General features: G+C 64.0%; 26 protein-coding genes. 14 read left to right on the forward strand and 12 right to left on the reverse strand.

Annotation, left to right across the window (positions count from 1 at the left end; translation table 11 throughout):
• Position 1 precedes the first annotated feature (1 nt).
• The 4 genes from argH (at position 2) to J2Y48_RS03565 (ending at position 5,756) form a co-directional block, all read left to right on the forward strand.
• Positions 2 to 1,405, forward strand: a complete 1,404-nt coding sequence (gene argH, locus J2Y48_RS03550) for an argininosuccinate lyase (RefSeq protein WP_310412824.1) — start codon at positions 2 to 4, stop codon at positions 1,403 to 1,405.
• A gap of 116 nt (positions 1,406 to 1,521) precedes the next feature.
• Positions 1,522 to 1,710, forward strand: a complete 189-nt coding sequence (locus J2Y48_RS03555; RefSeq protein ID WP_310412827.1) for an LPS translocon maturation chaperone LptM — start codon at positions 1,522 to 1,524, stop codon at positions 1,708 to 1,710.
• A gap of 13 nt (positions 1,711 to 1,723) precedes the next feature.
• Complete coding sequence (lysA, locus tag J2Y48_RS03560; RefSeq protein WP_310412830.1) at positions 1,724 to 2,992, forward strand: diaminopimelate decarboxylase; 1,269 nt, start codon at positions 1,724 to 1,726, stop codon at positions 2,990 to 2,992.
• A gap of 145 nt (positions 2,993 to 3,137) precedes the next feature.
• Positions 3,138 to 5,756: a TIGR02302 family protein gene (locus J2Y48_RS03565; RefSeq protein ID WP_405030160.1), complete on the forward strand. Its 2,619-nt coding sequence runs from the start codon at positions 3,138 to 3,140 to the stop codon at positions 5,754 to 5,756.
• Positions 5,757 to 5,834: 78 nt separating this feature from the next.
• Here the strand turns inward: J2Y48_RS03565 and J2Y48_RS03570 are convergent, their stop codons facing one another.
• The 3 genes from J2Y48_RS03570 to J2Y48_RS03580 all read right to left on the reverse strand — a co-directional run bounded on the left by J2Y48_RS03570 (position 5,835) and on the right by J2Y48_RS03580 (position 7,729).
• The gene (locus J2Y48_RS03570; RefSeq protein WP_310412836.1) at positions 5,835 to 6,194 is read right to left on the reverse strand and encodes a response regulator; all 360 of its coding nucleotides are present in this window, start codon (positions 6,192 to 6,194) and stop codon (positions 5,835 to 5,837) included.
• 135 nt (positions 6,195 to 6,329) lie between these two features.
• A complete protein-coding gene (gene hpt, locus J2Y48_RS03575) occupies positions 6,330 to 6,875 on the reverse strand; it encodes a hypoxanthine phosphoribosyltransferase (protein ID WP_310412839.1) in 546 nt (181 codons plus the stop codon).
• A gap of 164 nt (positions 6,876 to 7,039) precedes the next feature.
• Complete coding sequence (locus J2Y48_RS03580; protein WP_310412842.1) at positions 7,040 to 7,729, reverse strand: hypothetical protein; 690 nt, start codon at positions 7,727 to 7,729, stop codon at positions 7,040 to 7,042.
• Between the two features lie 187 nt (positions 7,730 to 7,916).
• On the opposite strand from J2Y48_RS03580, the gene ftsE reads away from it, so the two are divergent.
• The 3 genes from ftsE to J2Y48_RS03595 all read left to right on the forward strand — a co-directional run bounded on the left by ftsE (position 7,917) and on the right by J2Y48_RS03595 (position 10,463).
• The gene (gene ftsE / locus J2Y48_RS03585; RefSeq protein ID WP_310412844.1) at positions 7,917 to 8,576 is read left to right on the forward strand and encodes a cell division ATP-binding protein FtsE; all 660 of its coding nucleotides are present in this window, start codon (positions 7,917 to 7,919) and stop codon (positions 8,574 to 8,576) included.
• Positions 8,569 to 9,576 carry an ABC transporter permease gene (locus J2Y48_RS03590; RefSeq protein WP_310412847.1) on the forward strand — a complete coding sequence of 336 codons (1,008 nt, stop codon included), beginning with the start codon at positions 8,569 to 8,571 and terminating at the stop codon, positions 9,574 to 9,576. Before ftsE ends, J2Y48_RS03590 begins: the two co-directional genes overlap by 8 nt.
• Positions 9,577 to 9,749: 173 nt before the next feature.
• Positions 9,750 to 10,463 (forward strand): YdcF family protein, encoded by a 714-nt coding sequence (locus J2Y48_RS03595; protein ID WP_310412849.1) that lies wholly within the window; start codon positions 9,750 to 9,752, stop codon positions 10,461 to 10,463.
• Positions 10,464 to 10,523: 60 nt separating this feature from the next.
• On the opposite strand, the gene J2Y48_RS03600 is transcribed toward J2Y48_RS03595, so the two are convergent.
• Positions 10,524 to 11,540 carry an Ldh family oxidoreductase gene (locus J2Y48_RS03600; RefSeq protein ID WP_405030161.1) on the reverse strand — a complete coding sequence of 339 codons (1,017 nt, stop codon included), beginning with the start codon at positions 11,538 to 11,540 and terminating at the stop codon, positions 10,524 to 10,526.
• A 372-nt stretch (positions 11,541 to 11,912) separates the two neighbouring features.
• Between J2Y48_RS03600 and J2Y48_RS03605 the strand changes: the two genes are divergently transcribed.
• Entirely contained in the window at positions 11,913 to 12,704 is a 792-nt protein-coding gene (locus J2Y48_RS03605) for a 1-acyl-sn-glycerol-3-phosphate acyltransferase (protein ID WP_310412856.1), read from the forward strand.
• Between the two features lie 9 nt (positions 12,705 to 12,713).
• Here J2Y48_RS03605 and J2Y48_RS03610 read toward each other — a convergent pair whose 3' ends face one another.
• A complete protein-coding gene (locus tag J2Y48_RS03610; RefSeq protein ID WP_405030162.1) occupies positions 12,714 to 13,211 on the reverse strand; it encodes a gamma-glutamylcyclotransferase in 498 nt (165 codons plus the stop codon).
• A 147-nt stretch (positions 13,212 to 13,358) separates the two neighbouring features.
• Here J2Y48_RS03610 and J2Y48_RS03615 point away from each other — a divergent pair, with 147 nt between their 5' ends.
• Positions 13,359 to 14,354: a DUF2125 domain-containing protein gene (locus J2Y48_RS03615; RefSeq protein WP_310412862.1), complete on the forward strand. Its 996-nt coding sequence runs from the start codon at positions 13,359 to 13,361 to the stop codon at positions 14,352 to 14,354.
• Between the two features lie 21 nt (positions 14,355 to 14,375).
• Here J2Y48_RS03615 and J2Y48_RS03620 read toward each other — a convergent pair whose 3' ends face one another.
• Complete coding sequence (locus J2Y48_RS03620; protein ID WP_310412865.1) at positions 14,376 to 15,305, reverse strand: prephenate/arogenate dehydrogenase family protein; 930 nt, start codon at positions 15,303 to 15,305, stop codon at positions 14,376 to 14,378.
• An 87-nt stretch (positions 15,306 to 15,392) separates the two neighbouring features.
• Positions 15,393 to 16,172 (reverse strand): class I SAM-dependent methyltransferase, encoded by a 780-nt coding sequence (locus J2Y48_RS03625; RefSeq protein WP_310412868.1) that lies wholly within the window; start codon positions 16,170 to 16,172, stop codon positions 15,393 to 15,395.
• A 91-nt stretch (positions 16,173 to 16,263) separates the two neighbouring features.
• On the opposite strand from J2Y48_RS03625, the gene gloB reads away from it, so the two are divergent.
• Together gloB and J2Y48_RS03635 are read left to right on the forward strand one after the other, a co-directional pair.
• Positions 16,264 to 17,034, forward strand: coding sequence for a hydroxyacylglutathione hydrolase (gene gloB / locus J2Y48_RS03630; RefSeq protein WP_310412871.1), 771 nt, complete (start codon positions 16,264 to 16,266; stop codon positions 17,032 to 17,034).
• Positions 17,034 to 17,456 carry a cupin domain-containing protein gene (locus J2Y48_RS03635; RefSeq protein ID WP_310412874.1) on the forward strand — a complete coding sequence of 141 codons (423 nt, stop codon included), beginning with the start codon at positions 17,034 to 17,036 and terminating at the stop codon, positions 17,454 to 17,456. Before gloB ends, J2Y48_RS03635 begins: the two co-directional genes overlap by 1 nt.
• 25 nt (positions 17,457 to 17,481) lie before the next feature.
• On the opposite strand, the gene J2Y48_RS03640 is transcribed toward J2Y48_RS03635, so the two are convergent.
• Both J2Y48_RS03640 and J2Y48_RS03645 read right to left on the reverse strand, forming a co-directional pair.
• Complete coding sequence (locus tag J2Y48_RS03640; RefSeq protein ID WP_310412877.1) at positions 17,482 to 18,378, reverse strand: EamA family transporter; 897 nt, start codon at positions 18,376 to 18,378, stop codon at positions 17,482 to 17,484.
• Between the two features lie 24 nt (positions 18,379 to 18,402).
• Positions 18,403 to 19,182 carry a DUF3108 domain-containing protein gene (locus J2Y48_RS03645; RefSeq protein WP_310412880.1) on the reverse strand — a complete coding sequence of 260 codons (780 nt, stop codon included), beginning with the start codon at positions 19,180 to 19,182 and terminating at the stop codon, positions 18,403 to 18,405.
• Between the two features lie 279 nt (positions 19,183 to 19,461).
• Between J2Y48_RS03645 and rpmB the strand changes: the two genes are divergently transcribed.
• The 3 genes from rpmB (at position 19,462) to J2Y48_RS03660 (ending at position 22,387) form a co-directional block, all read left to right on the forward strand.
• The gene (gene rpmB / locus J2Y48_RS03650) at positions 19,462 to 19,746 is read left to right on the forward strand and encodes a 50S ribosomal protein L28 (RefSeq protein WP_310412884.1); all 285 of its coding nucleotides are present in this window, start codon (positions 19,462 to 19,464) and stop codon (positions 19,744 to 19,746) included.
• Positions 19,747 to 19,857: 111 nt separating this feature from the next.
• Positions 19,858 to 20,499: a queuosine precursor transporter gene (locus J2Y48_RS03655; RefSeq protein ID WP_310412887.1), complete on the forward strand. Its 642-nt coding sequence runs from the start codon at positions 19,858 to 19,860 to the stop codon at positions 20,497 to 20,499.
• Between the two features lie 214 nt (positions 20,500 to 20,713).
• Positions 20,714 to 22,387 (forward strand): Na/Pi symporter, encoded by a 1,674-nt coding sequence (locus J2Y48_RS03660; RefSeq protein ID WP_310412889.1) that lies wholly within the window; start codon positions 20,714 to 20,716, stop codon positions 22,385 to 22,387.
• A gap of 25 nt (positions 22,388 to 22,412) precedes the next feature.
• On the opposite strand, the gene J2Y48_RS03665 is transcribed toward J2Y48_RS03660, so the two are convergent.
• The 3 genes from J2Y48_RS03665 to J2Y48_RS03675 form a co-directional block, all read right to left on the reverse strand.
• Positions 22,413 to 22,850, reverse strand: a complete 438-nt coding sequence (locus J2Y48_RS03665) for a cytochrome c (protein ID WP_310412892.1) — start codon at positions 22,848 to 22,850, stop codon at positions 22,413 to 22,415.
• Positions 22,851 to 22,995: 145 nt separating this feature from the next.
• Positions 22,996 to 23,298: an adenylate cyclase gene (locus J2Y48_RS03670; RefSeq protein ID WP_310412895.1), complete on the reverse strand. Its 303-nt coding sequence runs from the start codon at positions 23,296 to 23,298 to the stop codon at positions 22,996 to 22,998.
• Positions 23,299 to 23,471: 173 nt separating this feature from the next.
• Complete coding sequence (locus tag J2Y48_RS03675) at positions 23,472 to 24,485, reverse strand: esterase-like activity of phytase family protein (RefSeq protein WP_310412898.1); 1,014 nt, start codon at positions 24,483 to 24,485, stop codon at positions 23,472 to 23,474.
• Between the last annotated feature and the right edge of the window lie 13 nt (positions 24,486 to 24,498).

The raw sequence follows: 24,498 nt of genomic DNA on the forward strand, positions 1-24,498 counted from the left end.
CATGGCTGACGCAAAATCTGAGACCCAGTCCTCGAACCAGATGTGGGGCGGCCGCTTCGCTTCGGGTCCGGATGCTATCATGGAGGAGATAAATGCCTCCATCGACTTCGACAAGAAGCTCTACGCCCAGGACATCCGCGGCTCGATCGCACACGCGACCATGCTCGCCCATCAAGGCATCATTTCCTCCGAAGACAAGGACAAGATTGTCGCAGGCTTGGAAACGGTCTTGAAGGAAATCGAAAGCGGTGCCTTTGAATTCTCCCGCGAGCTCGAGGACATCCACATGAACGTGGAGGCCCGGCTTGCGAACCTGATCGGTCCGGCCGCCGGCCGACTGCACACCGCGCGCTCGCGTAACGACCAGGTCGCGCTCGATTTCCGCCTCTGGGTCAAGGAAGAGCTGCAGAAAACCGAGCAAATGCTCACCGCGCTGATCGCCGCCTTCCTCGATCGCGCCGAAGAACATGCCGACACCGTGATGCCGGGCTTCACCCACCTGCAGACGGCGCAGCCGGTGACGTTCGGCCACCACTGCATGGCCTATGTCGAGATGTTCGGTCGCGACCGCCAGCGCGTCCGCCACGCGATCGAGCATCTGGACGAAAGTCCGATCGGCGCCGCCGCGCTGGCCGGCACCGGCTTCCCGATCGATCGCCACATGACGGCGAAGGCACTCGGCTTCCGCGAACCGACCCGCAACTCGATCGATACCGTCTCGGACCGCGACTTCGCGCTGGAGTTCCTGTCGATCGCGGCGATCGCTGCCACGCACCTGTCGCGCCTCGCCGAGGAGATCGTCATCTGGTCGACGGCGCAGTTCGGCTTCATCCGGCTGTCGGATGCATTTTCGACCGGCTCCTCGATCATGCCGCAGAAGAAGAACCCGGACGCCGCCGAACTGGTGCGCGCCAAGACCGGCCGCATCAATGGCTCGCTGATCGCGCTGCTGACGGTGATGAAGGGCCTGCCGCTCGCCTATTCCAAGGATATGCAAGAGGACAAGGAACAGGTCTTCGACGCCGCCGAGAGCCTGGAACTGGCGATTGCGGCGATGACCGGCATGGTGCGCGACATGACGATCCGCACCGACCGCATGAAAGCGGCCGCCGGTTCCGGCTATTCGACCGCGACCGACCTCGCCGACTGGTTGGTGCGCGAGGCCGGCCTTCCCTTCCGCGACGCCCATCATGTCACCGGTCGCGCCGTGGCGCTCGCCGAGCAGAAGGGCTGTGAATTGGCCGAACTGCCGCTCGCCGACCTGCAGGCGATCAACCCGGCCATCACCGACAAGGTCTACGGCGTGCTGACGGTCGAGGCCTCCGTCGCAAGCCGCACCTCGTTTGGCGGAACGGCGCCTTCGGGTGTGCGTCAGCAGATCGCCTGGTGGCGCACCCGCAATTGACAGGCGACCGATCAATCGCCTTGCATGAAGCATCAGAAGAATCGGGGTGCACAAGACGCACCCGCTTCTGCTAAGTGTTTTACAACCATCGATCGCTTTCGGAGCCGCGAACCCGCATGACACTGAAGACCACTGCCAGGCTGGCCCTCATTCTTGTTCTTTCGGCGACGGTGATGGCGGCTTGCGGCCGCAAGGGCGACCTCGATCCGCCGGGCCCGGCGACGACGACAAAGGCGATCGTCGGCCCGGATGCAAAGAAACAGGCCGTCGAGGACAAGCCTTTCATTCTCGACGCCCTCCTCTGACGGACAAGACACTGTGAACCACTTCGAATATCGCGACGGCGTTCTCTTTGCCGAAGACGTGGCCGTTCCCGAGATCGCCAAGGCGGTCGGCACGCCATTCTACTGCTACTCGACGGCAACACTCGAACGTCACTACAAGGTCTTTTCCAAGGCCTTCGACGGCGTCGACGGGCTCGTCTGCTATGCGATGAAGGCGAATTCGAACCAGGCGGTGCTGAAGACGCTTGCGCGGCTCGGCGCGGGTGTCGACGTGGTCTCCGAAGGCGAACTGCGGCGTGCGCTTGCCGCCGGCGTCCCGGCTTCGCGCATCATGTTCTCCGGCGTCGGCAAGACGGCCCGCGAAATGGATCTCGGCATCGAGGCCGGCATTTACTGCTTCAACGTCGAATCCGAGCCGGAGCTCGAAGTGCTGAACACGCGCGCGGTGAAGGCCGGAAAGCAGGCGCACGTCTCCTTCCGCATCAACCCGGACGTCGACGCCCGCACGCACGCGAAGATCTCGACCGGCAAGAAGGAGAACAAGTTCGGCATCTCCTGGGAGCGCGCCCGCGCCGTCTACGCCCATGCCGCCAAGCTGCCGGGCATCAAGGTGACCGGCATCGACATGCATATCGGCAGCCAGATCACCGAGTTGCAGCCGTTCGAGGACGCCTTCCGGCTCCTGCGCGAACTCGTGCACACGCTGCGCGCCGACGGCCACACGATCGACCACGTCGACGTCGGCGGTGGCCTCGGCATCCCCTACAAGAGTGACAATTCCCCGCCGCCCCTGCCGGACGCCTATGCCGAGATCGTCAAGAACGAGCTGAAAGACCTCGACTGCAAGATCATTACCGAGCCGGGCCGGCTGATCGTCGGCAACGCCGGCATTCTCGTCACCGAAGTCATCTATGTGAAGGACGGCGGCGAGAAGACCTTCGTCATCGTCGATGCGGCGATGAACGACCTGATCCGCCCGACGCTCTACGAAGCCTGGCACGAGGTCAGCCCGGTGGTGATCTCGGCCGCCAACGCGCCGCGCATCCGCGCCGACGTCGTCGGCCCGGTCTGCGAAACCGGCGACTATCTGGCACTGGACCGCGAGATGGCGATGCCGAAACCGGGTGACCTGATTGCGGTCGGTTCGGCGGGCGCCTATGGGGCGGTCCAGGCCGGTACCTACAATTCGCGCCTGCTGGTGCCGGAGGTCCTGGTCAACGGCGGCCAATTCCACGTGGTGCGGCCCCGCCCGACCTACGAGGACCTGATGGGTCTCGACTCCGTGCCCGACTGGCTCGCCTGAGCGGCAGCCGGTTCGCCCTACCCCCGGGAAAAGTCGAAAGCTGGAAAACGATCACGTTTTCGAGCGCGCCCTCGCCTTGGCCACAAAGAATGTTATCCTTGCGGCAGGTGGGCGTCGCGAGGGGCCTGCAGGCATGCGAGGACTGATGCACGAAGACGCGAAAAACGCCTCCGGCAAGGGACAGGGCAATGATCTCTCGGCGCGGCTGAATCGCAAGCGCGCGCTGGCACGCGCGGTTCTCTTTGCCGAAGGCATTCTACCAAAGCTGCTTCCGCTGATCCTCATCGCCGCGAGTCTGCTCGCACTGACCTGGTTCGGCTATTTCCGCCATGTCCCCGCCTGGCTGCATGTGGCCACGCTTGCCGCCTTCGGGCTCGGCTTCCTGCTTCTGGCCGTGCGCTTGAGGCACGCGGTCTGGCCGCAGGTCGACCGGGCCGATCGCATGCTGGAAGAACGCAACGATCTCGTACATCAAGCGATCCAGGTGCAGGCGGACCGACCCGTCCGCGGTGGGCCGGTGGCAGACGCGCTCTGGCGCGAGCACCAGGCGCGCATGGCCCGCATGATCGGCGCCCTTCAGACCGGGTTTCCGCGCCCTGACATCGCGCGCCACGACCGCCATGGCCTGCGCGCCGTCCCGCTGCTGCTCCTGGCCGTTGCCTTCGCCTTTTCCTACTCCAATCGGGCGGGACTGCTGTCCGATGTCGTCACGGTCCGCCAGCTGACCGAGGACAAGCCGGACATCCGCATTGACGCCTGGGTAACCCCGCCCGCCCACACCGGCCGGGCTCCGGTCTTCCTGACCGGAACAGAGGAGCCGATCGAGGGGACGCTGCGCGTGCCGCAGTTCAGCGAACTGACGGTACGCATCACCGGTGGCGTTGCCGACGATGCCGACGGTGCGGTTTCCTACACCCCGACCGGGGAGAAAGCGACGGCGATCCGGCCAGACAAACCGAAGCAGGGCGCCGACACGGCGGAGCCAGGCGCCAGACAGGACACACCGCCATCCGCCACGCCCAGCCCCACGACGCTGCACTACAAGATCGTCAAGAGCGGCTCGCTGTCGCTCGATGGCCACCAATGGGCCTTCGACATCATCCCCGACCGCGTTCCGGAAATTGCCTTTGACGGCGTGCCGCGCAAGACCGCCGCTTCGGCCCTGGAAGTCCGCTTCGTCGCCAAGGATGACTACGGCATACAGGAGGCGCATGCGGAAATCGTGCCGGTCGAACCGCCGGCGAAGGACGCACGGCCACTCTATCCGCCGCCGGAATACCGATTGGATCTGCCGCGGCGCAACGCCCGTGACGCGAAGGGCACGACGAGCCGCAATCTCACCGAACATCCGCTTGCAGGAAAAAGGGTGCGCATAACGCTGGTCGCGCGCGATGCCGCCGGCCAGGAGGGGCGCAGCCAACCGCAGGAAATGATCCTGCCGGCAAAGGCGTTCTTCGAGCCGCTTGCCGCGGCGGTTGCCGAACAGCGACAGACATTCGCGCTGGATGCCAATCAGTTGCCGCGCGCGATCACCCTCAGCGAGGCGCTGATGGTGCGGCCGGAGGAGACCATTCCCAATCCCACGCATTTCCTGCTGATCAGGTCGGCACAGGAGCGCATGAAGCTCGCGCGCAATGACGACCAGTTACGGGAGACGGCAGACTACCTGTGGGAAATCGCCCTTGGGATCGAGGACGGCAACCTCTCACTCGCCGACCGTCGCCTGCGCGAGGCGCAGCAGGCGCTGTCGGATGCGCTCGAACGCAACGCTCCGGACGAGGAAATCGCCAAGCTGATGCAGGAACTGCGCCAGGCCATGCAAGCCTACATGCAGGAACTGGCGCGCCAGGCCGAGAAGAACGGCCAGATGCAACAGAATGCCCAGCAACAGGGGCAGATCCTGCGCCAGCAGGATCTGGAGCGAATGATGGACCAGATCGAGAACCTGGCTCGTTCCGGAGCGAAAGATCAGGCTCGCCAGCTTCTTGCCGAGATGCAGCGCATGCTGAACAACCTGCAGGCCGGGCGCCCGCAACAGCAGCAGGGCCAGCAATCGGACGCGATGCGCCAGCAAATGGACAAGCTCGGCAAGCTGCTGCAGGATCAGCAGAAGCTGATGGACAAGACCTTCAACTTCGACCAGGCCCTGCAGGATCGTCTGCAGAGCGGTGATCCCCTGCCCGGTGAGGACGAGTTGTTCGGTCAACCTGGCGATCAGGGCAACGAACAACAGCCGGGCAACTCACCGACCGACCAGATGACTGCCGACGAACTGCGCCAGGCGCTGAAGGACCTGAAGGCCCAGCAGGACGCTCTCGGTAAACAACTCGGCGAACTGCAGAAAAGCCTTAAGGAAATGGGCATCGAACCCGGCAAGGGCTTCGGCGAGGCCGGCCGCGAGATGAAGGGGGCCTCCGATGCACTCGGCAAAGGAGAAGGTGAACCTGCCGTCGGCAGCCAGGGCCGGGCGCTGGAGGCGCTGCGCCAGGGTGCGCAGGACATGATGAGCCAGATGCAGGCCATGGGCCCGGGCGGGCCGGGCGAGGGCCAGCCGCAAATGGAGCGGACGGGCCGCGACCCGCTTGGTCGGGAGCGCCCGGACACTGCACAAGGCCCTGACTATGACGGTCGCACGCGGGTGCCGGAAGAGATCGATATCCAGCGGGCCCGCGAGATCCTCGACGAAATCCGCCGCCGGCTTGGCACTGGCAATGCGCCGGTCACGGAGCGCAACTATCTCGAGCGGCTGCTCGGCATCGAGTAATTTCCGTTCGATCGTTCCAAGCGGCGTCAGAGATCATCGCCGCCGTCCGGCAAGGCGGTCTATCCGGGCTTACTTCCCTTATGCCGCCAGCGCCCGCGCAACGGCGGTGCGGATGTCGGGCAGGCTGAACGGCTTGGCGACTACGTCGATGATTTTCTCGGCGAGGTCGTCTGCGCGTTCGCGTTGTTCGGCATAGCCGGTCATCAGCAGGATCTTCAGGTTCGGATGGGCGTCGGCGGCCCTGTGGGCGAGCTCGATTCCATCCATCACCGGCATGCGGATATCGGACAGGAGCAGGTCGAATTCCCCCTCGGAGAGGGTTTCGAGCCCCTGCGCCCCGTCGGCGGCTTCGACCGTTTCATGCCCGTCGAGCCGGAGCGCCCGCGCCACGAAAATGCGAAGCGAATCCTCGTCTTCGGTGATCAGAATTCTCGCCATGATGTCCTCTTCAAGCCGCCCATCGACTTTGTCCGCGCGGCGTTGTGGCGGCACGGATGCCGTTGTTGCGGCTCAGACATGACCAGAGTTTCGTTTGCGATCGGTAAACGGCAGAGAGGCAAAAGCGGATTTCGCCTACTCGGCGTCGCCCGTGACGACGCCGACGAAGGGCAGTTCGCGGAATGCGTAAGCCGCATCCATCCCGTAACCGACCACGAAGTGATCGGGGCACTCGAAGCCGACATAGTCGGCCTCCAGATCGGTTTCCCGCTTGACGCTCTTGTCGAGCAGCACCGCGACCGTGACATGGCGCGCGCCACGCTCAAGCAACAGGTCCTTGGCGAAACGCAGGGTGCGACCCGATTCGAGAATGTCGTCGATCAGGAGGATGTCGCGCCCGTGGACGTCGCTGTCGATGTCCTTGACGATCTTCACGCCCTGCGACTTGGTGCCCTTGCCGTAGCTGGAGAGGGTCACGAATTCGACCTCAGGCGCAAGGCCGGTGGCATGCATGGCGCGAATCAGGTCGGCGGCGAAGATGAACGAGCCCTTCAGGATCGAGATGACAAGGAGATCACAGGTCGGACCAGCCTTGATCTCGGCGGCCATCTCGGCGTTGCGCTTGGCAATCTGCTCGGCGCTGTAGAGGGTCTCGATCTTCTTTCCGCGCACTACCTGCATTGCGATGTGGCTCCATATGGCGTGGCTCGACGGCGCCGCGCCTCCGATCGGACGCGCAAGGGACGCACTACATGTGGTTCACGCACGGATCTTCCAGGAATCCGTTCCGATCCCGGAGGCCATGCACGCGCGGGGCTGTACCGCACCCCAGCCGCATAGCACACTCAATGCAAGGGCGCACCCGCCGGTTCGAGCGAAAGCGCAATTTTCGGCAGGGTTGAGCCGCCGTGAGGCAGCTTCAGCGAGAATGCATCCGTAGCACCGGGCGGCAGGCTATCCGCACCCGGCTCGATCCGATGACGCGCGATCGATTTCCCGCCCGCGATGACGTCCACGACGATTGCCGGCACCGCACGCGTGCCGTGGGAGTGGTTTTCAACCGTACCGTACACCGAGAGCACTTTCATGCCGTCGCGGTCGTCGAGCGACGATGAGACACTCGCAATTTCCACTCCGTCGCCCCGCCCGGTGCTGGTGAAAACCGTTGCCAAAGCCGAAAGGCCGCCGGCAAAGAAGAACATGGCGACAACGCAACCCGCAACCATGGCGCCAAAGGCGCGTTGCGGCAGAAGCTGGAGAAGCCGCTCGGCACAGCGCGTCGCCCAGACAAGAGCCAGGAAAGCAAGACGGACCGCCCGCGCGGCGATGACAGTGCTCGGCGATGGGGAACGCGACCGATTGTCGTTGCAGACCGGTGTGCGAGCCGCCGGTGTATCGGCCGGAAGGACAATGAAGTGGGCATCGACGGCGGCCTCATGCCGGGCCCTTGGCGCAACGCGCTTGCGGATGCCGGGCTCCGGCGGCAGGAGATCGATCGAAGCGCTTCGTTCGCGCCGTGCGCCGAATGCACTCATGACGGTTCTCCTTGTCGTTGCTTCGGGCAATAGGCCTCACCCGCAAAAAAGTCGGGCATTGAACCAAATCCTTACGAAACGTAAACCATACTGGTTAATGCTTCGGAAACCGGCCTTGGATGGGCCTTGATTTCATGCGATTCGCGAGTGAAACGCGCGTCGCGCCAGACGGAACCGGGTAACCCCTTTGATACATTTCGAGAATGTTGGTCTGCGATATGGGATGGGTCCGGAAATCCTCCGCGACCTGACCTTCGACATTCCGCACCGGTCCTTCCAGTTCCTCACCGGTCCCTCCGGGGCCGGCAAGTCGACGCTGTTGCGGCTGTTGTTTCTCTCCCTGCAGCCGACCCGCGGCCTTGTGCGCACATTCGACCGCGACATCGCTACCATCCCGCGTGACGAGTTGCCGATGCTCAGGCGCCGCATTGGCATCGTCTTCCAGGATTTCCGCCTGCTCGACCACCTGACGACCTTTGAGAACGTCGCCCTGCCGCTGCGGGTGCGCGGCAAGGAGGAGTCCTCCTATCGCGCCGACGTGCTGGAACTCTTGAAATGGGTGGGGCTCGGAGAGCGGATCAACGTGCTTCCGCCGGTCTTGTCCGGTGGCGAGAAGCAGCGCGCGGCGATCGCGCGCGCCCTCATCGACCAACCGGAGTTGCTGCTGGCGGACGAACCGACCGGCAACGTCGATCCGCCGATGGCGCGGCGGCTGCTCAGCCTGTTCCTCGAACTGAACCGCCTGGGCACGGCGGTTGTGATCGCCACGCACGACCTGTCGTTGATGGATCAGGTCGAGGCGCGGCGCATGATCCTCTCGCAAGGTCGGCTCGATATCTATGAATGAGACCACCGAACGCAATGCGCAGGACCGCGCCCCGCAGAAGCGACCGGAGATGCAGGTCCGGCCAACCGCACCGATCGTGCCGCCCGCGAACGTTTCCGGCAACGCGCTGATGTGCGTCATCGCCATCATGGCATTCCTGGCCTGTCTGACCTACGGCGCGGTGAGCATGGTGCGGGCGACGGCGGCCAGCTGGCAGAGCCAGATCTCGCGCGAGATCACCATCCAGATCAAACCGGACGACAAGCTCGACATGGAGGCGGCCTTGCGCGATGCGCGCGATCTCGCCCTTACCTTTTCCGGCACCAAGGACGGCCAGATCGTCGATCGCGCGGCAACTGCGAGACTGCTGGAGCCTTGGCTTGGCGAAGGGCTCGACCTCGACGAACTACCGGTTCCGCGGCTGGTCATCATCACGATCGACGAGCGCAACCCGCCCGATTTCGCCGCCATGCGGCAGGCCCTGACCGAAACGATCCCGCAGGCTTTCCTCGACGATCACCGCACCTGGGTGAACCGGCTGGTGGCCATGGCGGAAACAACCGCCTGGATCGGCACCGCCGTTCTCGTTCTCGTCTTCACCGCCATGGTGCTGACGGTGATCTTCGCGACACGCGGCGCGCTCTCCGGCAATCGTCACATCATCGAGGTGCTGCATTTCGTCGGCGCCGAGGCGGGCTTCGTGGCAAGCGAGTTCCAGAAGCATTTCCTCAAGATCAGCCTGAAGGGTTCGTTTGCCGGCGGCGCGCTGGCCGCCCTCGTCTTCGCCATCGCCGGCTACTGGCAGAGCAGGTCTCTCGCCACGCCGGAGAGCGATCAGGCAACGGCGTTGTTCGGCACCTTCTCCGTCGGTCTCAGCGGTTACCTCGGCATCGCCGCGACGATGCTCATCATCGCCCTTTTGACGACGCTGACGGCACGTTTCACCGTGATGCGCACGATTTTCGAGATCGATCGCATCCGCTCCGACCCGGCGCGAACCGACGGTGTGCCAAGTAGCTGAAGCAAGCATGGTCGCCGAAACCTGGAGCCGGTTTCGGAGAAGCGCATGCGAAAACAAAAATCTGAGATGCAGCAAGCGCGCCTGAAGGACCGCTCTGCGCTTCGGGCGAAAGCCGCGCCAATCTGACGCAACCGACTCGTGCTTGCCGCAATCGCCAGCTATGAGAGAGAATCATGGCCGCAATGGACGAGTCGAAAAACGCGATTGTGGAGGGCCGGCAGCCACCAGCACGACGCTGGCGGATCCGCCCGATACGTCGTTTCGTGCGTCTTTTTCTCGTGCTGATGCTGTTGGTCTGCGGCGTTCTGCTTGCTGGTTTCCTGTATTTCGCCGAAACCGTGGCGTCCCTGGAAACACCACAGCACCCGAAAGCGGACGCGATCGTCGTCCTGACAGGCGGCTTTCAACGCATCGACCAGGCCCTCGAACTGCTCAGGCAGGGCGCGGGAGAACGCCTTCTGATTTCGGGCGTCAATCCGACGACGAGCGGCAATCAGATCCGCAGATTCACGCAAAGCTCATCGAGTCTGTTCGAATGCTGCGTCGACATCGGCCACGACGCGATGGACACGATCGGTAACGCCAACGAGACGGCGCGATGGATCAGCGACCACGGCTACCGAACCGTACTGGTCGTTACCAACAACTATCACATGCCGCGCAGCCTGTTCGAGTTGCGCCGCAGCGACGCGAAAACCGAATTTCTCTCCTATCCGGTCATCAACTCTGACCTGAAGAACGGCAACTGGCTCGGCCAGCCGATGGTCGTGAAAACGATCCTTTCGGAATACGTGAAATACTCCGTGGCCCTGCTGCGCGATGTGGTCGGCGCCGGAACCGCAAGCGGCCTGCGCCGTGACGAGCCGGTGCAGGCCTCATTGATGTAGCCGAGCGTCACGTCGCAAGGCGGGCTTCCAGACTGCTGCGCAGTGGCACGACTGGGGTGATCACGCGTTGGCGAGCAAGACGATGCGATCGTAGAGCTCCCGCGAGACTTTGATGCCCTCGCTTTCGCTTCGCTGCCGCGCGAGAAACCGCCTCTCGGACGGCAGCCTTGCCCCTTGGCCTGCAATCGCGGCGAAAAGCGCCTCCGCGGCCTCATGATTGCTTTCGATGTTCCCGCCTCCCAGCAGGGCGGGATCGAAGGCGATGACAAGCTCGGCATGGCAGGGCGCTGCCTTGGCATCCGCATCGAATGCCATCGACTGCATGCTTGTCAGCCCCCCGATCAGCGGGCCCGCCAGCAATTCCACCATGGTGGCGAGCGCCGACCCCTTGTGGCCTCCAAACGTCAGCATCGCACCGGACAGAACGGCCGCCGGATCGGTGGTCGGCCGGCCCTCGGAATCGACCCCCCACCCCATCGGTATCGGCTGGTTTTCCTTGCGATGGCGAGCGATCTCGGCTCGTGCGGCCGCGCTCGTGGCGAAATCGAACACGTAAGGCGGATGATCCTTGCGCGGCCAGCCGAATGCGATCGGGTTGGTCCCGAGTACCGGGGTGGAGCCGCCCGCGGGCGCAACCCAGCTATGGCTGGGGTTCATGATCAGGGCTGCGAGACCATGCGCGGTAATGGCTTCGACTTCCGGCCACAGGGCGGTTGAATGAAAGCAGTTGTTGATTGCCAGGATGGAAACGCCCATCGCCTTGGCCTTCGGGACCAGGACCTCCAGTCCACGCTCGAATGCGAGAAGGGAGTACCCGAAGTCGGCGTCGATCCTCGTGACCGCAGCGGAGACCTCCTCAGGTTTCGGATCCGCATTCCTGTTGAACCTCGGATGACTTATGGTGTCCAAACAGCCCGGCAGCCGTTGCAGTCCGTGCGACCGGCAATCGTCCCGCTCGGCCAAAGCCATTGCGCGCGCCAGCGGTTGAGCCTGGGCATGGGAGAGCCCGTTCAGCGTCAACACCTTCATGGAGAGGTCAATCACCTCCTCCAGCGAGAGGACAACCTCGTCGCACACGTCCTGCAAGTTCAAATCGACGTCTCCCGTACCGGTTGATATCCGTTCAACGCAGCTAATGCATTGATTACATGTCGTATACATACAGTATACACGTCTTGAGAAATCTTTGCCAGCCGACCTGCGCGTCACCATGGACCACCTCGATACGGCTACACTGTCGATCGGAACGCTGGCAACCGGACCTTCACCGCCAGGCAACGCGTTAGCCGGCTCGCAAGAAGTGGCTCCGGTGGAGCTATTTCGTCCTAACAGGAGGCGGCTCGACTGCTAGCCGGTTTCCGCCGCCCGAATTATCGTGTAGGCAGGCACACCTTTTGCTCATTGCTGTGCGGCGCGTCCGATCGGACGCGCAAGGAGACCTTCCGGCTGATGATCGTCCTGCGTTCCATTCTGTTCAACCTAGCCTTCTACATCAATCTGATCGGGCAGATGGTCCTGCTGTCGCCAGCCTACTTCCTGCTGCCACGCAAGAAGGCCATGATGGTGCCCAAGAATTGGGCTCGCAGCAATCACTGGCTGTTTGACAAGATTGTGGGAACCACTTTCGAGATCGAGGGCCTGGAGAACATTCCCAAGGGACAAGGCTACATCCTCGCGCCGAAGCATCAGTCGCTCTGGGACACCTATGCGCTGCTGCCCTGGCAGGACGATCCCTTTTTTATCCTCAAGCGCGAGCTGACCTGGATCCCGCTTTTCGGTTGGTACATCCTGAAACAGCGAATGGTGCCGGTTGACCGCGGCGCGCGTGGCAGGGTCATGGCCGCGGTGATGGAGCGGGCGAAGGCCGAAATGAAGTCCGGCCGCCAGTTGATCATTTATCCCGAGGGCACCCGCCGGCCGCCCGGCGCGCCGCCGGAGTACAAATACGGCATCGCCCGCCTCTATCGCGATCTGCAGGTGCCGGTGCTGCCTGTCGTCATGCACCCCGGCCTGTTCTGGCCGCGTCGCAAGTTCCTTCGCTACCCCGGTCATTTCAAGGTCCGCATCCTGCCGCCGATCCCCGCAGGTCTGGAACCGGACGATTTCCTCGCCCATCTGGTCGACGTGATGGAGACGGCAAGCGACAAGCTGCTGCTGGAAACGGTCGAGGCCAATCCGCACGTGCCGCTTCCGCCCACCGCCGCGAAGCGGGTCGCCGAACTGCATGGACGCGGCAATTGATGCGGATCGTCAGCGGCCGTTTGTGAAGCGCTCGACCGTGCGGCCGACTTCTTCGAGCCAGTGATCGCGTATGCCCATCTCCCGCAGGTGCGTGAGCGTATTGGCGACGTATTCGGTGTTCGGCCCGGACTTTCCCCTTGCCGTACTGACGGTCGCTGCTGCCTCCTCGACCGAAAGAGCGCCGGCGTATTGGTGGTGGGCGCGGTCGATCACGTAGGCGAGCGCCGGGGTGCGGATGCCGTCCTGAAGAGTGACGGGCAGCGTGCGCTCCTTGTAGACGTGGGTGACGAGTTCGCGCTCCCGTAAATAATCAAGCACGGCGTTCCGGCGCTCCGGCGCAACACGAAACGCCATGCCCCAGCAGGATCCACCACGATCGAGGCCGAGGACAAGGCCCGGATGGTCCGGCGTGCCCCGATGGACCCAGGAACGAACGCAGAGCGCCCGGCGAAAGCCATGCAGGCGCGCAGGCCGGCTCTCCTCGACTTCGAAACCAGGATTCCACATCAGCGAACCGTAGCCGAAGACCCAAAAATCATCCCTGTCCACTGCGCGATACCATTTCCACCTGAAAGCCGCCGCAATTGATGGCTCTTTGCCGGCGTCAGCACAAGCTATGCAAATCAATTTTCTTCCGTCACAACGGAGAGCATGATGACAACGTCAAATGGCGCCACGCGCCGCGGCACCAGCCGCAAATTCTGGCTTCTTGGCCTCGGCATCATCGTGTTCGTGGCGCTCTATAGCGGAGCGTGGTTTTTCGGCGCCGACCGACTAAGGAACCTCGTCCGCGATCGGCTTTCCGGTTCGTCCGTATCGGTGGCCTGTACCGGCCTCGATGTGAAGGGCTATCCCTTCCGCATCGGTGTCTATTGCGATGCCATCGGCGTCGACGATGAGCGCACGGGGACATCGGCGAGTTTCGGCGCGCTGCGATCGGCAGCCCAGGTGTACAACCCCGGCCATGCCATTGTCGAACTCGACGGGCCCGCCGTCGTCCGCGTTTCGCCCGACATCGTGTTGACGGCCGACTGGAACCTCCTGCATGCCAGCGGCGTTGCAGGCATCCGCGGACTGGATCGCGCATCGGTTGCCTACGATGCCCTGAAGGGAACCTTCGTCGCAGGCATGCGTGACGTAAAAATCGGTTTTGCCGCCAGCCATGGCGAGATCCATACCCGCACGAACGGGACGGCTCTCGATGCTGCCCTGTCAATGGACGGGCTCGAACTCACGGTGACCGAGACCCGTGTTCCGAAAGTAAACGTCACGGCCGACGTGACGGTCGCCGACGCAGCCAACTGGCTGAAAGATGGCATGCCGGCCAACGCGCCGCGCGGAACGCGAGGCGATCTGCGCAGACTTGGCCTCGACTTCGGCAACGGAAATGCTGCCGCGCTCTCCGGTTCCTATGAAATCAATGCCGAAGGGCTCCTCTCCGGCAAGTTCGAGCTGGAGATCAACGGCATCGATACCGTTCGCGATATTGTCGCGGAGGCATTTCCGGAAATCGCCGACACGGCGACAAGCGTTGCCGACACGATCCGGGGCCTTTCGGGTGGCCGTGAGGATGCCCGCGTGAAACTGCGGGCAAAGAACGGCGTCGTCTATCTCGGCATCATCCCGATCGCATCCATCGGGCCTCTCTGAGGCCGCCGGAAAGAGCGGAGATTAGTTTGGCGGCGTCGCGCCGGGACGACCGAAGTTCGCCGCCGCCGTATCCTGGCCGGCATCGATGATCGAGCGGCGGATCGTGCGGGTGCGCGTGAAGAGGTCGAACAATTTTTCGCCGTCGCCCCAGCGGATCGCGCGTTGCAGATAGGCGAGATCCTCCGAGAAACGCGACAGCATCTCGAGGATTGCGTCCTTGTTGTGCAGGCAGACATCGCGCCACATGGTCGGATCGGAGGCCGCGAGGCGGGTGAAATCGCGAAAACCCGAAGCTGAATATTTGATGACCTCGGATTCGGTCACCGTCTCCAGATCGTCGGCCGTGCCGACGATGTTGTAGGCGATGATGTGCGGCAGGTGGGACACGATGGCCAGCACCTTGTCGTGGTGCTCGGTGTCCATTTCATCCACCTTCGAGCCGAGCGTCTCCCAGAAGGTCGCAAGACGCTTCTTGGCCACCTTGTCGGTGCCGTGAACCGGGGTCAGGATGCACCAGCGTCCGCGAAACAACTCCGCAAAGCCGGCGTCGGGACCGGAATGCTCCGTACCGGCGAGCGGATGGCCGGGGATGAAATGGACCCCTTTCGGGATGTGCGGCAGCATCTGCGCGACGACGGACCCCTTGGTGGAGCCGACATCGGTGACGATCGCGCCCTGCTTGAGATTCGGTGCGATCTCCTGGGCCACGCTGCCAGAAGCGCCGACGGGAACGGAGACGATGACGAGATCGGCGTCGCGCACGGCCTCGGCGGTGTCGAGATAATAGTCGGTGCCGAGGTCCAGTTCGCGCGCCCGCTGCAGCGTCTCTGCGCTTCGGGTTGCGATCGCCACCGAGCCCGCGAGCCCCTTCTCCTTGACCGCGCGCGCAATCGACGAGCCGATGAGCCCGATACCGATCAGCGTGATCTTGTCAAACTGCTGCTCCGACATGCTGCCGCCTCTTTGCACAGGGGCGCATGCGCGCCCGTTACCCCTCCACCGCCCAGGCGTCTTCGGCCGGAATGGCTGCGCCAGCCATTACCGGCGTGACGGACGATTGTCGAGGGGGCGATAGTTGAGCCCGCCGCGCGTGCTCGGCACGCCGGAGGGCGCCAGCACCGGCACAAAGACGCGACGCGACGCGCGGACGGCCACCGGCAACCCCTGATAAAGGCGCTTCTGCGCCTCCACGACAAGCACGCCGGAGAACATCGGCCACAGCCAACGCCCAAGTCGCTCGAAGGCGCCGTGAAGTTTCAGGACGCTTCTGTGCTTCGACGGCGGGAAGAACAGCGATTCGGCACTGGCGCCGGGGGTAAAGTTGGTTTCGCGCAACAGATGGGTGAGCTGGCCGCGCGAATAGGGGCGCCCGGAGCCGAACGGGGTGTGCTCCATGCGCGCCCAGACACCGCGCCGGTTCGGCACGACGATGACGAGCCGTCCGCCCGGTGCAAGCACGCGCCAGAGTTCCTTCATCGTCTCGCGCGGGTTCTCGGCGAATTCGAGCGAATGCACCATCAGAACGCGGTCGACGGACGAATCGGGCAGCGGCAACTCCTCGTCGAACACGAGGGCCGTCGCCGAGGCCTCGCCAACCGGCCAGTTCACCGCCCCCTGCCCCGCCGGCATGAAGGCGAAGGTGCGCTCGGTATCCGCCCGGAAGCGCTCGAGGTACGGAACGGCGTATCCGAGGCCCACGAGCCGCTCCTCGGGCAGTCGCGCCCAGATCGAGGCAAGCGCCATGGTGATCGAATGCTCCGCGAGGTGACCGAGGGGGGAGTGGTAGAATTCGCGGAGGTCGACGATATCTGCGTGCATGGGCAAGATGTTAGCGACCGCGTGATGGACTTCAAGGCCCACGTGCCTACATTCGGGCGTGCGCGCGAAATGCCACGGGAAAGGACCAACAATGAAGCCGCTCGATATCGAACTCTTTGGCTGCCGGAGTGACAATTTCGGGGTGCTCCTGCACGACCCGGCGAGCGGAGCGACCGCCAGCATCGACGCTCCGGAGGAGAAACCGATCCTGGAGGCGCTGGCGCGGCGCGGCTGGCGGTTGACCCACATCCTCACCACCCACCACCATGGCGATCACGTGGAAGCGAACCTGGCGCTGAAATCACGCTTCGGCGCAACGATCATCGGCCCCGCGCGGGAGGCCGATCGCATTCCCGGCATCGACCAGACCGTGGACGACGGCGACCGGTTCGACTTCGCCGGCCACCCCGTTGAGGTCATCTGGACGCCCGGCCACACGGCCGGCCACATCTGCTACCACCTGCCCGACAATGGCCTGCTCTTTGCCGCCGACACGCTTTTCGCGCTCGGCTGCGGCAGGCTGTTCGAAGGGACCGCCGCGCAAATGTGGAAATCGCTATCGAAGCTTGCCGCACTGCCCGAGGAGACCTCCGTATATTTCGGCCATGAATATACGCTCTCCAACGCCCGGTTTGCGCTCACCGTCGATCCGGACAATGCCGCTCTGAGGGAGCGGGCCGCAGAGATCGAGCGCATGCGCGCTGCGGGGCGCTTCACGGCACCGACGACCATCGGGCAGGAAAAGGCGACCAACCCGTTCCTCCGCACCGCCGACCCTGGCATCCGCAAGGTGCTCGGCATGCCCAACGCAACCGATGCCGAGGTCTTCGCCGAGATCCGGGCCCGCAAGGATCGCTTCTGATGACACCGCAGGAGATCATTGCGACGCTCGGCATGGAGCGCCACCCCGAGGGTGGCTGGTACGTCCAGACGTTTCGCGATCCGGAGGGTGGTGCTCGCGGGCATTCCACCTGCATCTACTATCTGCTTGAACGGGGGGAACGGTCGCATTGGCACCGGGTCCGGGATGCCACGGAGATCTGGCACCACTATGCCGGCGAACCGATTGCGCTCTCGCTGTCGAACGACGGTGTCGCCAACCAGATCCATGTGCTCGGCCCTAATCTGGCCAAGGGCGAGCGGCCACAGGTGCTCGTGCCTGCCAACTGGTGGCAATCGGCCGAACCGCTCGGGGAATGGACCCTCGTCGGCTGCACGGTCGCGCCGGGCTTTTCCTTCGACGCTTTCGAACTGGCGCCGCCTGGCTGGCGGCCGGGAGGATAGATGGAGGTCAGCCAAGGGCTGGACGTTAAGCCTTCGCCCCTTGGGCGACGGCGAGCTTTTTGCGACGGAAGATCATATCCTTCGCAGCCAGGATCGCCCCGCCGGTGACGAGCGCGCACGCCAGGGCGATCCGCCAAGACGGTTCGGCGAATCCGGTGACAACCAGCATCAGCGTCGAGAGAACCGGCGCGGCATAGCTTGCGGCACCGAGAATCTGGATGTCCCCATTCTTGACGCCATGGTCCCAGGCATAAAAGGCGGCACCGACCGGCAGGAGCCCGAGGCCAAGAACGGCAAACCATTCGAAGCCGGTCGCTGGCCACACGGTCGTCTCCAGCGCCAGGTGGCACAGGAAGGACAGAAACGACGTGGCGAGGCAAAAACCGGTCACGACGTCCGTCGAGACCGCGTCGAAGCGCCGGGTCAGCAGCGAATAGCCTGACCAGGTGAAGGCGCAGAGGAAGGCGGCGCCGTAGCCCAGCGTGTAGGCGCCGTCAAAAGCAACGCCGTTGCGGGCGACGATCAGCACCGTTCCTGCAAGCCCCGCAAAGGCACCCGCGACATGATACCAGCGCAACCGTTCGCCGGGCAGCATCGCCGAGCCGACGACGATCAGCAGCGGCCACAGGTAGGCAATCAGGCCTGCCTCGACGGCCGGCGCATTCCGCAGCGCCGTGAAATAGAGGAAGTGGTAGCCGAAGAGGCCGGCGATGCCGACGATCCAGACCTTCGCCGGCTGGCGCAGCAGCTTGAGCCGTTCGGGCCGGGCCACCAGCACGGCAATGCCTGGCAGGCTGCCGATCAGGAAGCAGATCGCGGAGAGCTGGAACGGGGGCATCTGGCCGGAAGCAGCGGTAAACAGGGCCAGCAGCGACCACATCAGGATCGCCGAAAAACCAATAAGCGTCGCCTTCAAATTCACTGCCCTTGCCGTTGAATGTTGCCCTCAGCCACCGAAACGGGTTGCCGACACCGTAACCGGACCGAGCGCGGTCGGAATCCGGACGAATACGGGGGCATACATATCGACTGCTTCGGCTTTGGCAAACCAGATTTCCATCGACGCGAGCTTGCGCAGATACTCGACGTCCCGGCGCCCCTTGCGATAACCCGCGCGCGGCACGAAACGCACGCCGCAGACCTTCACCTCCCCCTCGAAGCCTCTCGTCGAGAACGACCGCGTGCCTTTGTCGGAGAGTTCTATGTCCATGCGCGACTCACCATCGAAGATCGGCAAGGTCTTGGAGCAGACATTCGTGGTGGCCGGTATGATCAGCCCCGAGATCGGATCGAGGACGGAACGCATGTCGCTCGCCTTGACCGGCACCCAGTTTTTCGGCGGACGCTTGCGCTCCGGGCGGATGGATGCCCGGATCACGTCGCCGTTGCGGAACGCGACGTCGATCGCCCGCGCCTTCTTGCCGCTGCGGTAGGACATCGAATAGTTGGTCGCCCTCAGCTTGCCGTCCATCAGGGTGCCGGACACCGAGGTCGTGCCATGCGTGCTGGATAGAATTTCGGCCAGACCGGCGGAATCCATCCGGCCGGAGATCGTGTATCTGCGCCCATCAAAGTCAGAACGGAAACTCGCGGTCGCGACCGGAAAACCGGACAAGCGAATGCTGTAGTCGGTAATGTGACTGATATTGGCAGCCGGAGCGGCAGCGGGGGACCCCACCAACACCGCCGGAACGGCCGCTGCTGCAAACCAAGCCCGCCAGCTCATTTTCCTGCGCTCCTTGACCCGTATCGACTATAAAATCCTTTGCGGCAATTCTACGCCGCTGCTATCCCTTGAGACGATGGAATGAGCGGAACCAGTCCGGCTATTGGCCGCAAACCGCGGCGATTTGCAACCGTTTTCCCCGAATGCGGCAAGGTTTGGCTTGACGCCATCGCTGCGGGTGACTATAGAACCGCGACTTTCCAATAAGGCCAGACGGACTGCGGCCGGACACGGCGCCGGAATCGTATTGTCCGAACCCAAAGAAGAATAGGTGCATCCATGTCCCGTAGTTGCGAATTGACCGGCAAGGGCGTCCAGTCGGGCCACAATGTGAGCCACGCCAACAACAAGACCAAGCGCAAGTTCCTGCCGAACCTGTGCAACGTCACGCTGATCTCCGACAGCCTTGGCCAGCGCTTCCGCCTGCGCGTTTCCGCAGCAGCGCTCCGCTCGGTCGAACACCGCGGCGGCCTCGACGCCTTCCTGCTGAAGTCGGACGAGAACGAGCTGTCGATGCGCGCCCGCCTGCTGCGCCGCCAGATCGCCAAGAAGACCGCCGCCTGATCCGGCGCAGTTCCTTCTGATTGCTTCGAGGCTTGGCCGGGCATCCGGGCAGGCCTCGTTTCGTTGAATACATCGTCGTCTCCAACTGGTGGCATCACCCAGGATAAAAAAATGCAAGCGAATCGCACGACCCTGATCTACGTCCTGATGATGACGCTCGTCGTCGTCGCCTCCAACATCCTCGTTCAGTACCCGCTGCCATGGACCCTCTTCGGGATCAACCTTGGCGACATCCTGACCTTCGGCGCCTTCAGCTATCCGGTGGCCTTCCTCGTCACCGACCTGACCAACCGCCAGTTCGGTCCTAAGACCGCACGGAAGGTCGTGGTCGCCGGCTTTGCCGTCGCGGTCCTGTTCTCCTTCGCCGTCGCCTCACCGCGCATCGCCATCGCGTCGGGCTCGGCCTTCCTGCTCGGCCAATTGCTCGACATCTCGGTGTTCAACACGCTGCGTCGCCAGGCCTGGTGGCGAGCACCGCTGGTCGGCTCGCTGATCGGCTCGGCACTCGACACCCTGATCTTCTTCTCCGTCGCCTTCGCTCCGGTCTTCGTCGTCTTCGGTCCGAACGAACCGTTTGCGATCGAGAACGCGCCGATCCTCGGCGTTTTTGCCGCCGAGGCACAGCGCTGGGTTTCCTGGGCGCTCACCGATTTCGGCGTGAAGGTGCTGATGGGGCTGGTAATGCTGCTTCCCTACGGCGCGCTGATGAGCACGCTCAGGCCGATGCCGGGCGTCGAGAAGGCCGCAGCCTGACCGCCCTCCTCAGGCTCCAGCCTGAACGCCGGCCCCGTCTGGACCGCCTTGGATGACGACACCACGGCAGCCGCCTCGTTGATCCGGGTACGAGCGGTTAGGAGGTCTCGCCGTTCGAACCTGAGGCGTCGGCGCGGCAAGCTATCGGCATCGGCCCCCGCTGATGCTATGACTGCAAAGACCTCAAGGCCGACGCGGGCGGGACGAGGCGTGCATGTCGACAGCGATTGCCATTCTCGGCGGCGTCGGGCTGTTTTTGCTCGGCATGACCGTCATGACCGGCGGCCTGAAGGCGCTGGCGGGTTCCGCCCTGCGCACCGTGCTTGGCAAGGCGGCAGCGACGCCGCTCTCCGGCGCCTTCTGGGGCGCGATCGTCACGCTGCTCGTGCAATCTTCGAGCGCGGTGACGATGACGACGATCGGGCTCGTCAGCGCCGGCCTTCTGACATTTCCGCAAGGGCTCGGCCTCGTGTTCGGCGCCAATGTCGGCACGACGGGCACGGGCTGGCTCATCGCACTGATCGGTGTGCGCGTTTCGCTTTCGGCCTACGCGCTTCCGATGATCTTCGTTGGCGCGCTGGCCAAGTTGCTCGGCAGCCCGCGGATCGCGGCAGCGGGCGGCGCGCTCGCCGGCTTCGCGCTGGTGCTCTACGGACTGACGACCCTCCAGCAGGGCATGGGAGGCCTTGCGGAGACCCTGCATCCGTCCGACCTGCCGGACGTTCTCGGGGCGCCCGGGGTTGGCTGGATCGCGGGGTCGGTCGGTCTCCTGACCCTGATCGTCGCCGGCCTGGCGATGACCGCGGTCATGCAATCCTCGACGGCCGCCATTGCCGTCACCATTTCGGCCTACTACGCCGGGGCGATAGGCCTGGAGCAAGGCGCGGCACTGATCATCGGCCAGAATATCGGCACGGCGACGAGCTCCGCACTGGCGGCAATCGGCGCCAGTGCGACGGCCAAGCGCCTCGCCCTCGCCTATGTGCTGTTCAAGGTCATAGCCGCGCTCATCGCCATCGTCGCCTTTCCGCTCACGGCCGCGCTGATGAAGACCCTATCCGCGTCTGTCGACGGGATGACGCTGCTGGCCGCCTACCACACGGCCTATAACGTCGTCGGCGTGGCGGTGCTGCTTCCGGCGACGCAGTGGTTCACCCGTATCGTCGAGCGGCTCCTGCCCTCCAAGGAGACGCCGCTCCAGCGCGCGCTCGATCCGAGCGCGCTTGCCAGTCCGGTGCTCGCGGTCGAGGCTGCCCGGCGGGTCGTGGCGGACATCCTCACCAAGACCGCCGTCTCGGCTTCCGCAGCGCTTTCGGGCGTGGCTGCCCCCCCGTCGCAGGGAGCCGCGGCTGCCGCCGCGCTCGACGAGGTGCGGGATTTTCTGTCCGAACTGAAGGAGCCGCCCGAGACCGAGGCCGAGCGGCTCCGCTTGACGAGCATCCTCCACGCACTCGATCACGCCGCGCGTCTCGTGGAAGCCGTGGCGGAGGGCAACTTCCCTGGACCGCCGGCCGCAGCCTCTCATGACCTCCACGTCGCCGAACTCTGCAAGGAGGCCATGCGCGCCGCACAGGTGGTTGGCGATTCGATAACTTCGGAATCCGCCCTCAGCCCACAGGCTGCCCCCATCGGCTGGAGCGCTTCGCCCGAGGTTGCCAAGGCTCTCGCCGAGGTGGAGGACGCTGCAAAGAGGCTCGCCGCCCTGCAGCGCGGCCATCGGGCCACGACCCTCGCCTCGGTCGCATCGGGAAAGCTGACCGCCGCGGATGCCTTCGCGCGGATCGACGCCGCCAGGCGACTCGACCGGATCGTCCATCACGCCTGGCGTTCGGCGGCACACCTCCTCGGCCTCGGCGCCCACGAAGACCCAGGCACCGGAGAGCAATGAAGCGGGACGCGTATGCCTGAAGCGGCTACTGTTTCTTCATCCGGAATTTTTCATGGCATCCGCCGCAATTTGCGGTAACCGCATTGAACTGAACCTTCAATGCGTCGAGATCCTGCGGGTTCGCAGCTACGGCAGCGGCCGTATCCACCCGGAATTTCTCGGTGGCCGCCTTGAACGCGGGCATGTCTTGCCAAATTGCCGGCAAGGCAGCCGTATCTCCGGTGTCACTACCAGCGGGAAACAATATGTCCACGTTGACGTTTTGCGCATTCTCGCTGAGGCCATTGAGGGCGGTCATGGCAAGGGCAGCGTCAAACGGCTTTTCTCCCTTGATCATGGGAGCGAGGGTACCGGCCAGTTTACCGCGCTCCTTCATGATAGCCTTGCGATCTGCAATTGGGTCAGCGAAGGCGGCGGAGGCGGTAAGCGCGAATGCGGCGATGGCCAGAATGAGCGTTCTCATGAGCACCTCTCTCTATTGCGGTTTGGACTGATCACTCGTCGGAAGAAGCTCCAACAATTGGCAGCGACATACTGTTTGATGACCGCTCTTGGTCCAAAGCGGGCGCGGTCACTGCGGACAACTCCGCTCTGTGCAATTCCGTCACCTAATGTTTATGGGACTGCTGGAAGCCAGCCACATCGTACTGAGATACGCTCTTCGGATTCTTGGAGTTCTGCGGCTGCTCGCCCGCGTAGTGTGTTCCCGCGTTCCCATCTGGGTTGAAGGCTGAACCCGGGGCAGTGCTGGCGTGGCCCGGCGTGGCAATCCCCGTCTGAGAGGTTCCAATCGTCTGGTTGGGCTGACCAGTCGTCCCTGTTACCGCGTGGACATTGCCGGCCAGAACCAAGCCAGTGGAGGCTAGGAGAAAGGATGCGCCTAGCAATATCGGCGTGACGAGATGTTTCATGGTGCGCTCTCCCAAAAGCGTCTACGCTGCGAGGAGGAGACACCCGAGGCCTGCGATTTATTCCGGCACTTTCATTCTTTCACCCTGCACCCTGCCCTTTGGCTCGCGTCCGGCCGCGCAGCCATGTCCGCGATTGGCGCAAAACTGGCCGCAACACCGTGACGGCCTGTTCGTCAGGAGGGTCGCAGGCCGCCGGTCAGGCGGAATTCGAGCATGAGGTTGCGCTGCAGGATCGAGTGGTTGTCGTCGGAGACAATGATGATGCGGATGTCGCCGTCCGGCATCTGCACCACGTCGAGGCCTTCCATGTTGTCGATCTGGTGGCTCATGTCGGCGTCGATCAGCACCTCGCCATCGACGACTGCACCCGGCCTGATGTCTGCACCCTTGATGCGGCGGATGCGCATGCCGACACCGTCGGACAGGCGGAAGCGGCGCTCGAGCAGCAGGAGGTCGCCGTTCGGCAGGAAGGCGCCGTCGGTGGCATCATACGGATCGTTGCGCACAACGGAGAAGGTGCCCTTCATTGGCCCGTCGAGGATCGCCGCAAGCAGGTTTCCCTGTTCGTCCAGGCTGCGCTCGGCGATGATCACCGGCGCACCGGCAAGCGGTCCGTCCGCGGGCGCGACGACCAGGGTCTCGAAGCCGCGATTGCCGCGGAGTTCCGAGCGAGGAAACGGGATCGGGTAGCTGCCGGACGGGCGGGAGGTCTCAAAGCCGGGATCGGGATAGATGTCGACGCGATGGCGCTGCTCGAAGCTGACGATTGCGGCGCCCGGGGCCAATGCCAGACCCTCCGCATCCATCTTTGCCTTGGCGTTCTCGCCCTCGCCGTCCGAATTCAGCATCGAGGTTATATGGAGATCGGAGAGGCCCGAAAGCGCCCCTTCTCCATCGCGCTGGATCCGCCCGGTCAACCAGTGGCCGGTATCGAGCACGGCGACGAAATGCGCCTGATCGGGTCGAAACCGGATGGAGGAAACGGCTCCGAGCAAATTGTTGGGCGAGGAATAGGTGATGCCGCCGACGAATTCGAGCTTGCCGAAGGCGCGTTCGCTGGAGCCGATGCCGAAATGCGAGATGACCCGACTGCTGGCCTCCATCGCGACGCTGGTGGCCGCGCTCGGGGCGGCCACGGCGGCGGCCGTGGCAAGAGCTAGGGCAAACAGGGCGGGCAATCGCGTCATCGGCTACTCATGC

Origin of the sequence: Mycoplana sp. BE70 (assembly GCF_031455855.1) — a bacterium.
GTDB lineage: Bacteria > Pseudomonadota > Alphaproteobacteria > Rhizobiales > Rhizobiaceae > Mycoplana.

Coding starts and splice junctions, on each gene's coding strand:
- argH (WP_310412824.1), top strand. CDS start 2: ATGGCTGACGCAAAATCTGAGACCCAGTCCTCGAACCAGATGTGGGGC.
- J2Y48_RS03555 (WP_310412827.1), top strand. CDS start 1,522: ATGACACTGAAGACCACTGCCAGGCTGGCCCTCATTCTTGTTCTTTCG.
- J2Y48_RS03565 (WP_405030160.1), top strand. CDS start 3,138: ATGCACGAAGACGCGAAAAACGCCTCCGGCAAGGGACAGGGCAATGAT.
- J2Y48_RS03570 (WP_310412836.1), bottom strand. CDS start 6,194: ATGGCGAGAATTCTGATCACCGAAGACGAGGATTCGCTTCGCATTTTC.
- hpt (WP_310412839.1), bottom strand. CDS start 6,875: ATGCAGGTAGTGCGCGGAAAGAAGATCGAGACCCTCTACAGCGCCGAG.
- J2Y48_RS03580 (WP_310412842.1), bottom strand. CDS start 7,729: ATGAGTGCATTCGGCGCACGGCGCGAACGAAGCGCTTCGATCGATCTC.
- J2Y48_RS03590 (WP_310412847.1), top strand. CDS start 8,569: ATGAATGAGACCACCGAACGCAATGCGCAGGACCGCGCCCCGCAGAAG.
- J2Y48_RS03595 (WP_310412849.1), top strand. CDS start 9,750: ATGGCCGCAATGGACGAGTCGAAAAACGCGATTGTGGAGGGCCGGCAG.
- J2Y48_RS03605 (WP_310412856.1), top strand. CDS start 11,913: ATGATCGTCCTGCGTTCCATTCTGTTCAACCTAGCCTTCTACATCAAT.
- J2Y48_RS03610 (WP_405030162.1), bottom strand. CDS start 13,211: ATGTGGAATCCTGGTTTCGAAGTCGAGGAGAGCCGGCCTGCGCGCCTG.
- J2Y48_RS03615 (WP_310412862.1), top strand. CDS start 13,359: ATGACAACGTCAAATGGCGCCACGCGCCGCGGCACCAGCCGCAAATTC.
- J2Y48_RS03620 (WP_310412865.1), bottom strand. CDS start 15,305: ATGTCGGAGCAGCAGTTTGACAAGATCACGCTGATCGGTATCGGGCTC.
- J2Y48_RS03625 (WP_310412868.1), bottom strand. CDS start 16,172: ATGCACGCAGATATCGTCGACCTCCGCGAATTCTACCACTCCCCCCTC.
- gloB (WP_310412871.1), top strand. CDS start 16,264: ATGAAGCCGCTCGATATCGAACTCTTTGGCTGCCGGAGTGACAATTTC.
- J2Y48_RS03635 (WP_310412874.1), top strand. CDS start 17,034: ATGACACCGCAGGAGATCATTGCGACGCTCGGCATGGAGCGCCACCCC.
- J2Y48_RS03645 (WP_310412880.1), bottom strand. CDS start 19,182: ATGAGCTGGCGGGCTTGGTTTGCAGCAGCGGCCGTTCCGGCGGTGTTG.
- rpmB (WP_310412884.1), top strand. CDS start 19,462: ATGTCCCGTAGTTGCGAATTGACCGGCAAGGGCGTCCAGTCGGGCCAC.
- J2Y48_RS03655 (WP_310412887.1), top strand. CDS start 19,858: ATGCAAGCGAATCGCACGACCCTGATCTACGTCCTGATGATGACGCTC.
- J2Y48_RS03660 (WP_310412889.1), top strand. CDS start 20,714: ATGTCGACAGCGATTGCCATTCTCGGCGGCGTCGGGCTGTTTTTGCTC.
- J2Y48_RS03665 (WP_310412892.1), bottom strand. CDS start 22,850: ATGAGAACGCTCATTCTGGCCATCGCCGCATTCGCGCTTACCGCCTCC.
- J2Y48_RS03670 (WP_310412895.1), bottom strand. CDS start 23,298: ATGAAACATCTCGTCACGCCGATATTGCTAGGCGCATCCTTTCTCCTA.
- J2Y48_RS03675 (WP_310412898.1), bottom strand. CDS start 24,485: ATGACGCGATTGCCCGCCCTGTTTGCCCTAGCTCTTGCCACGGCCGCC.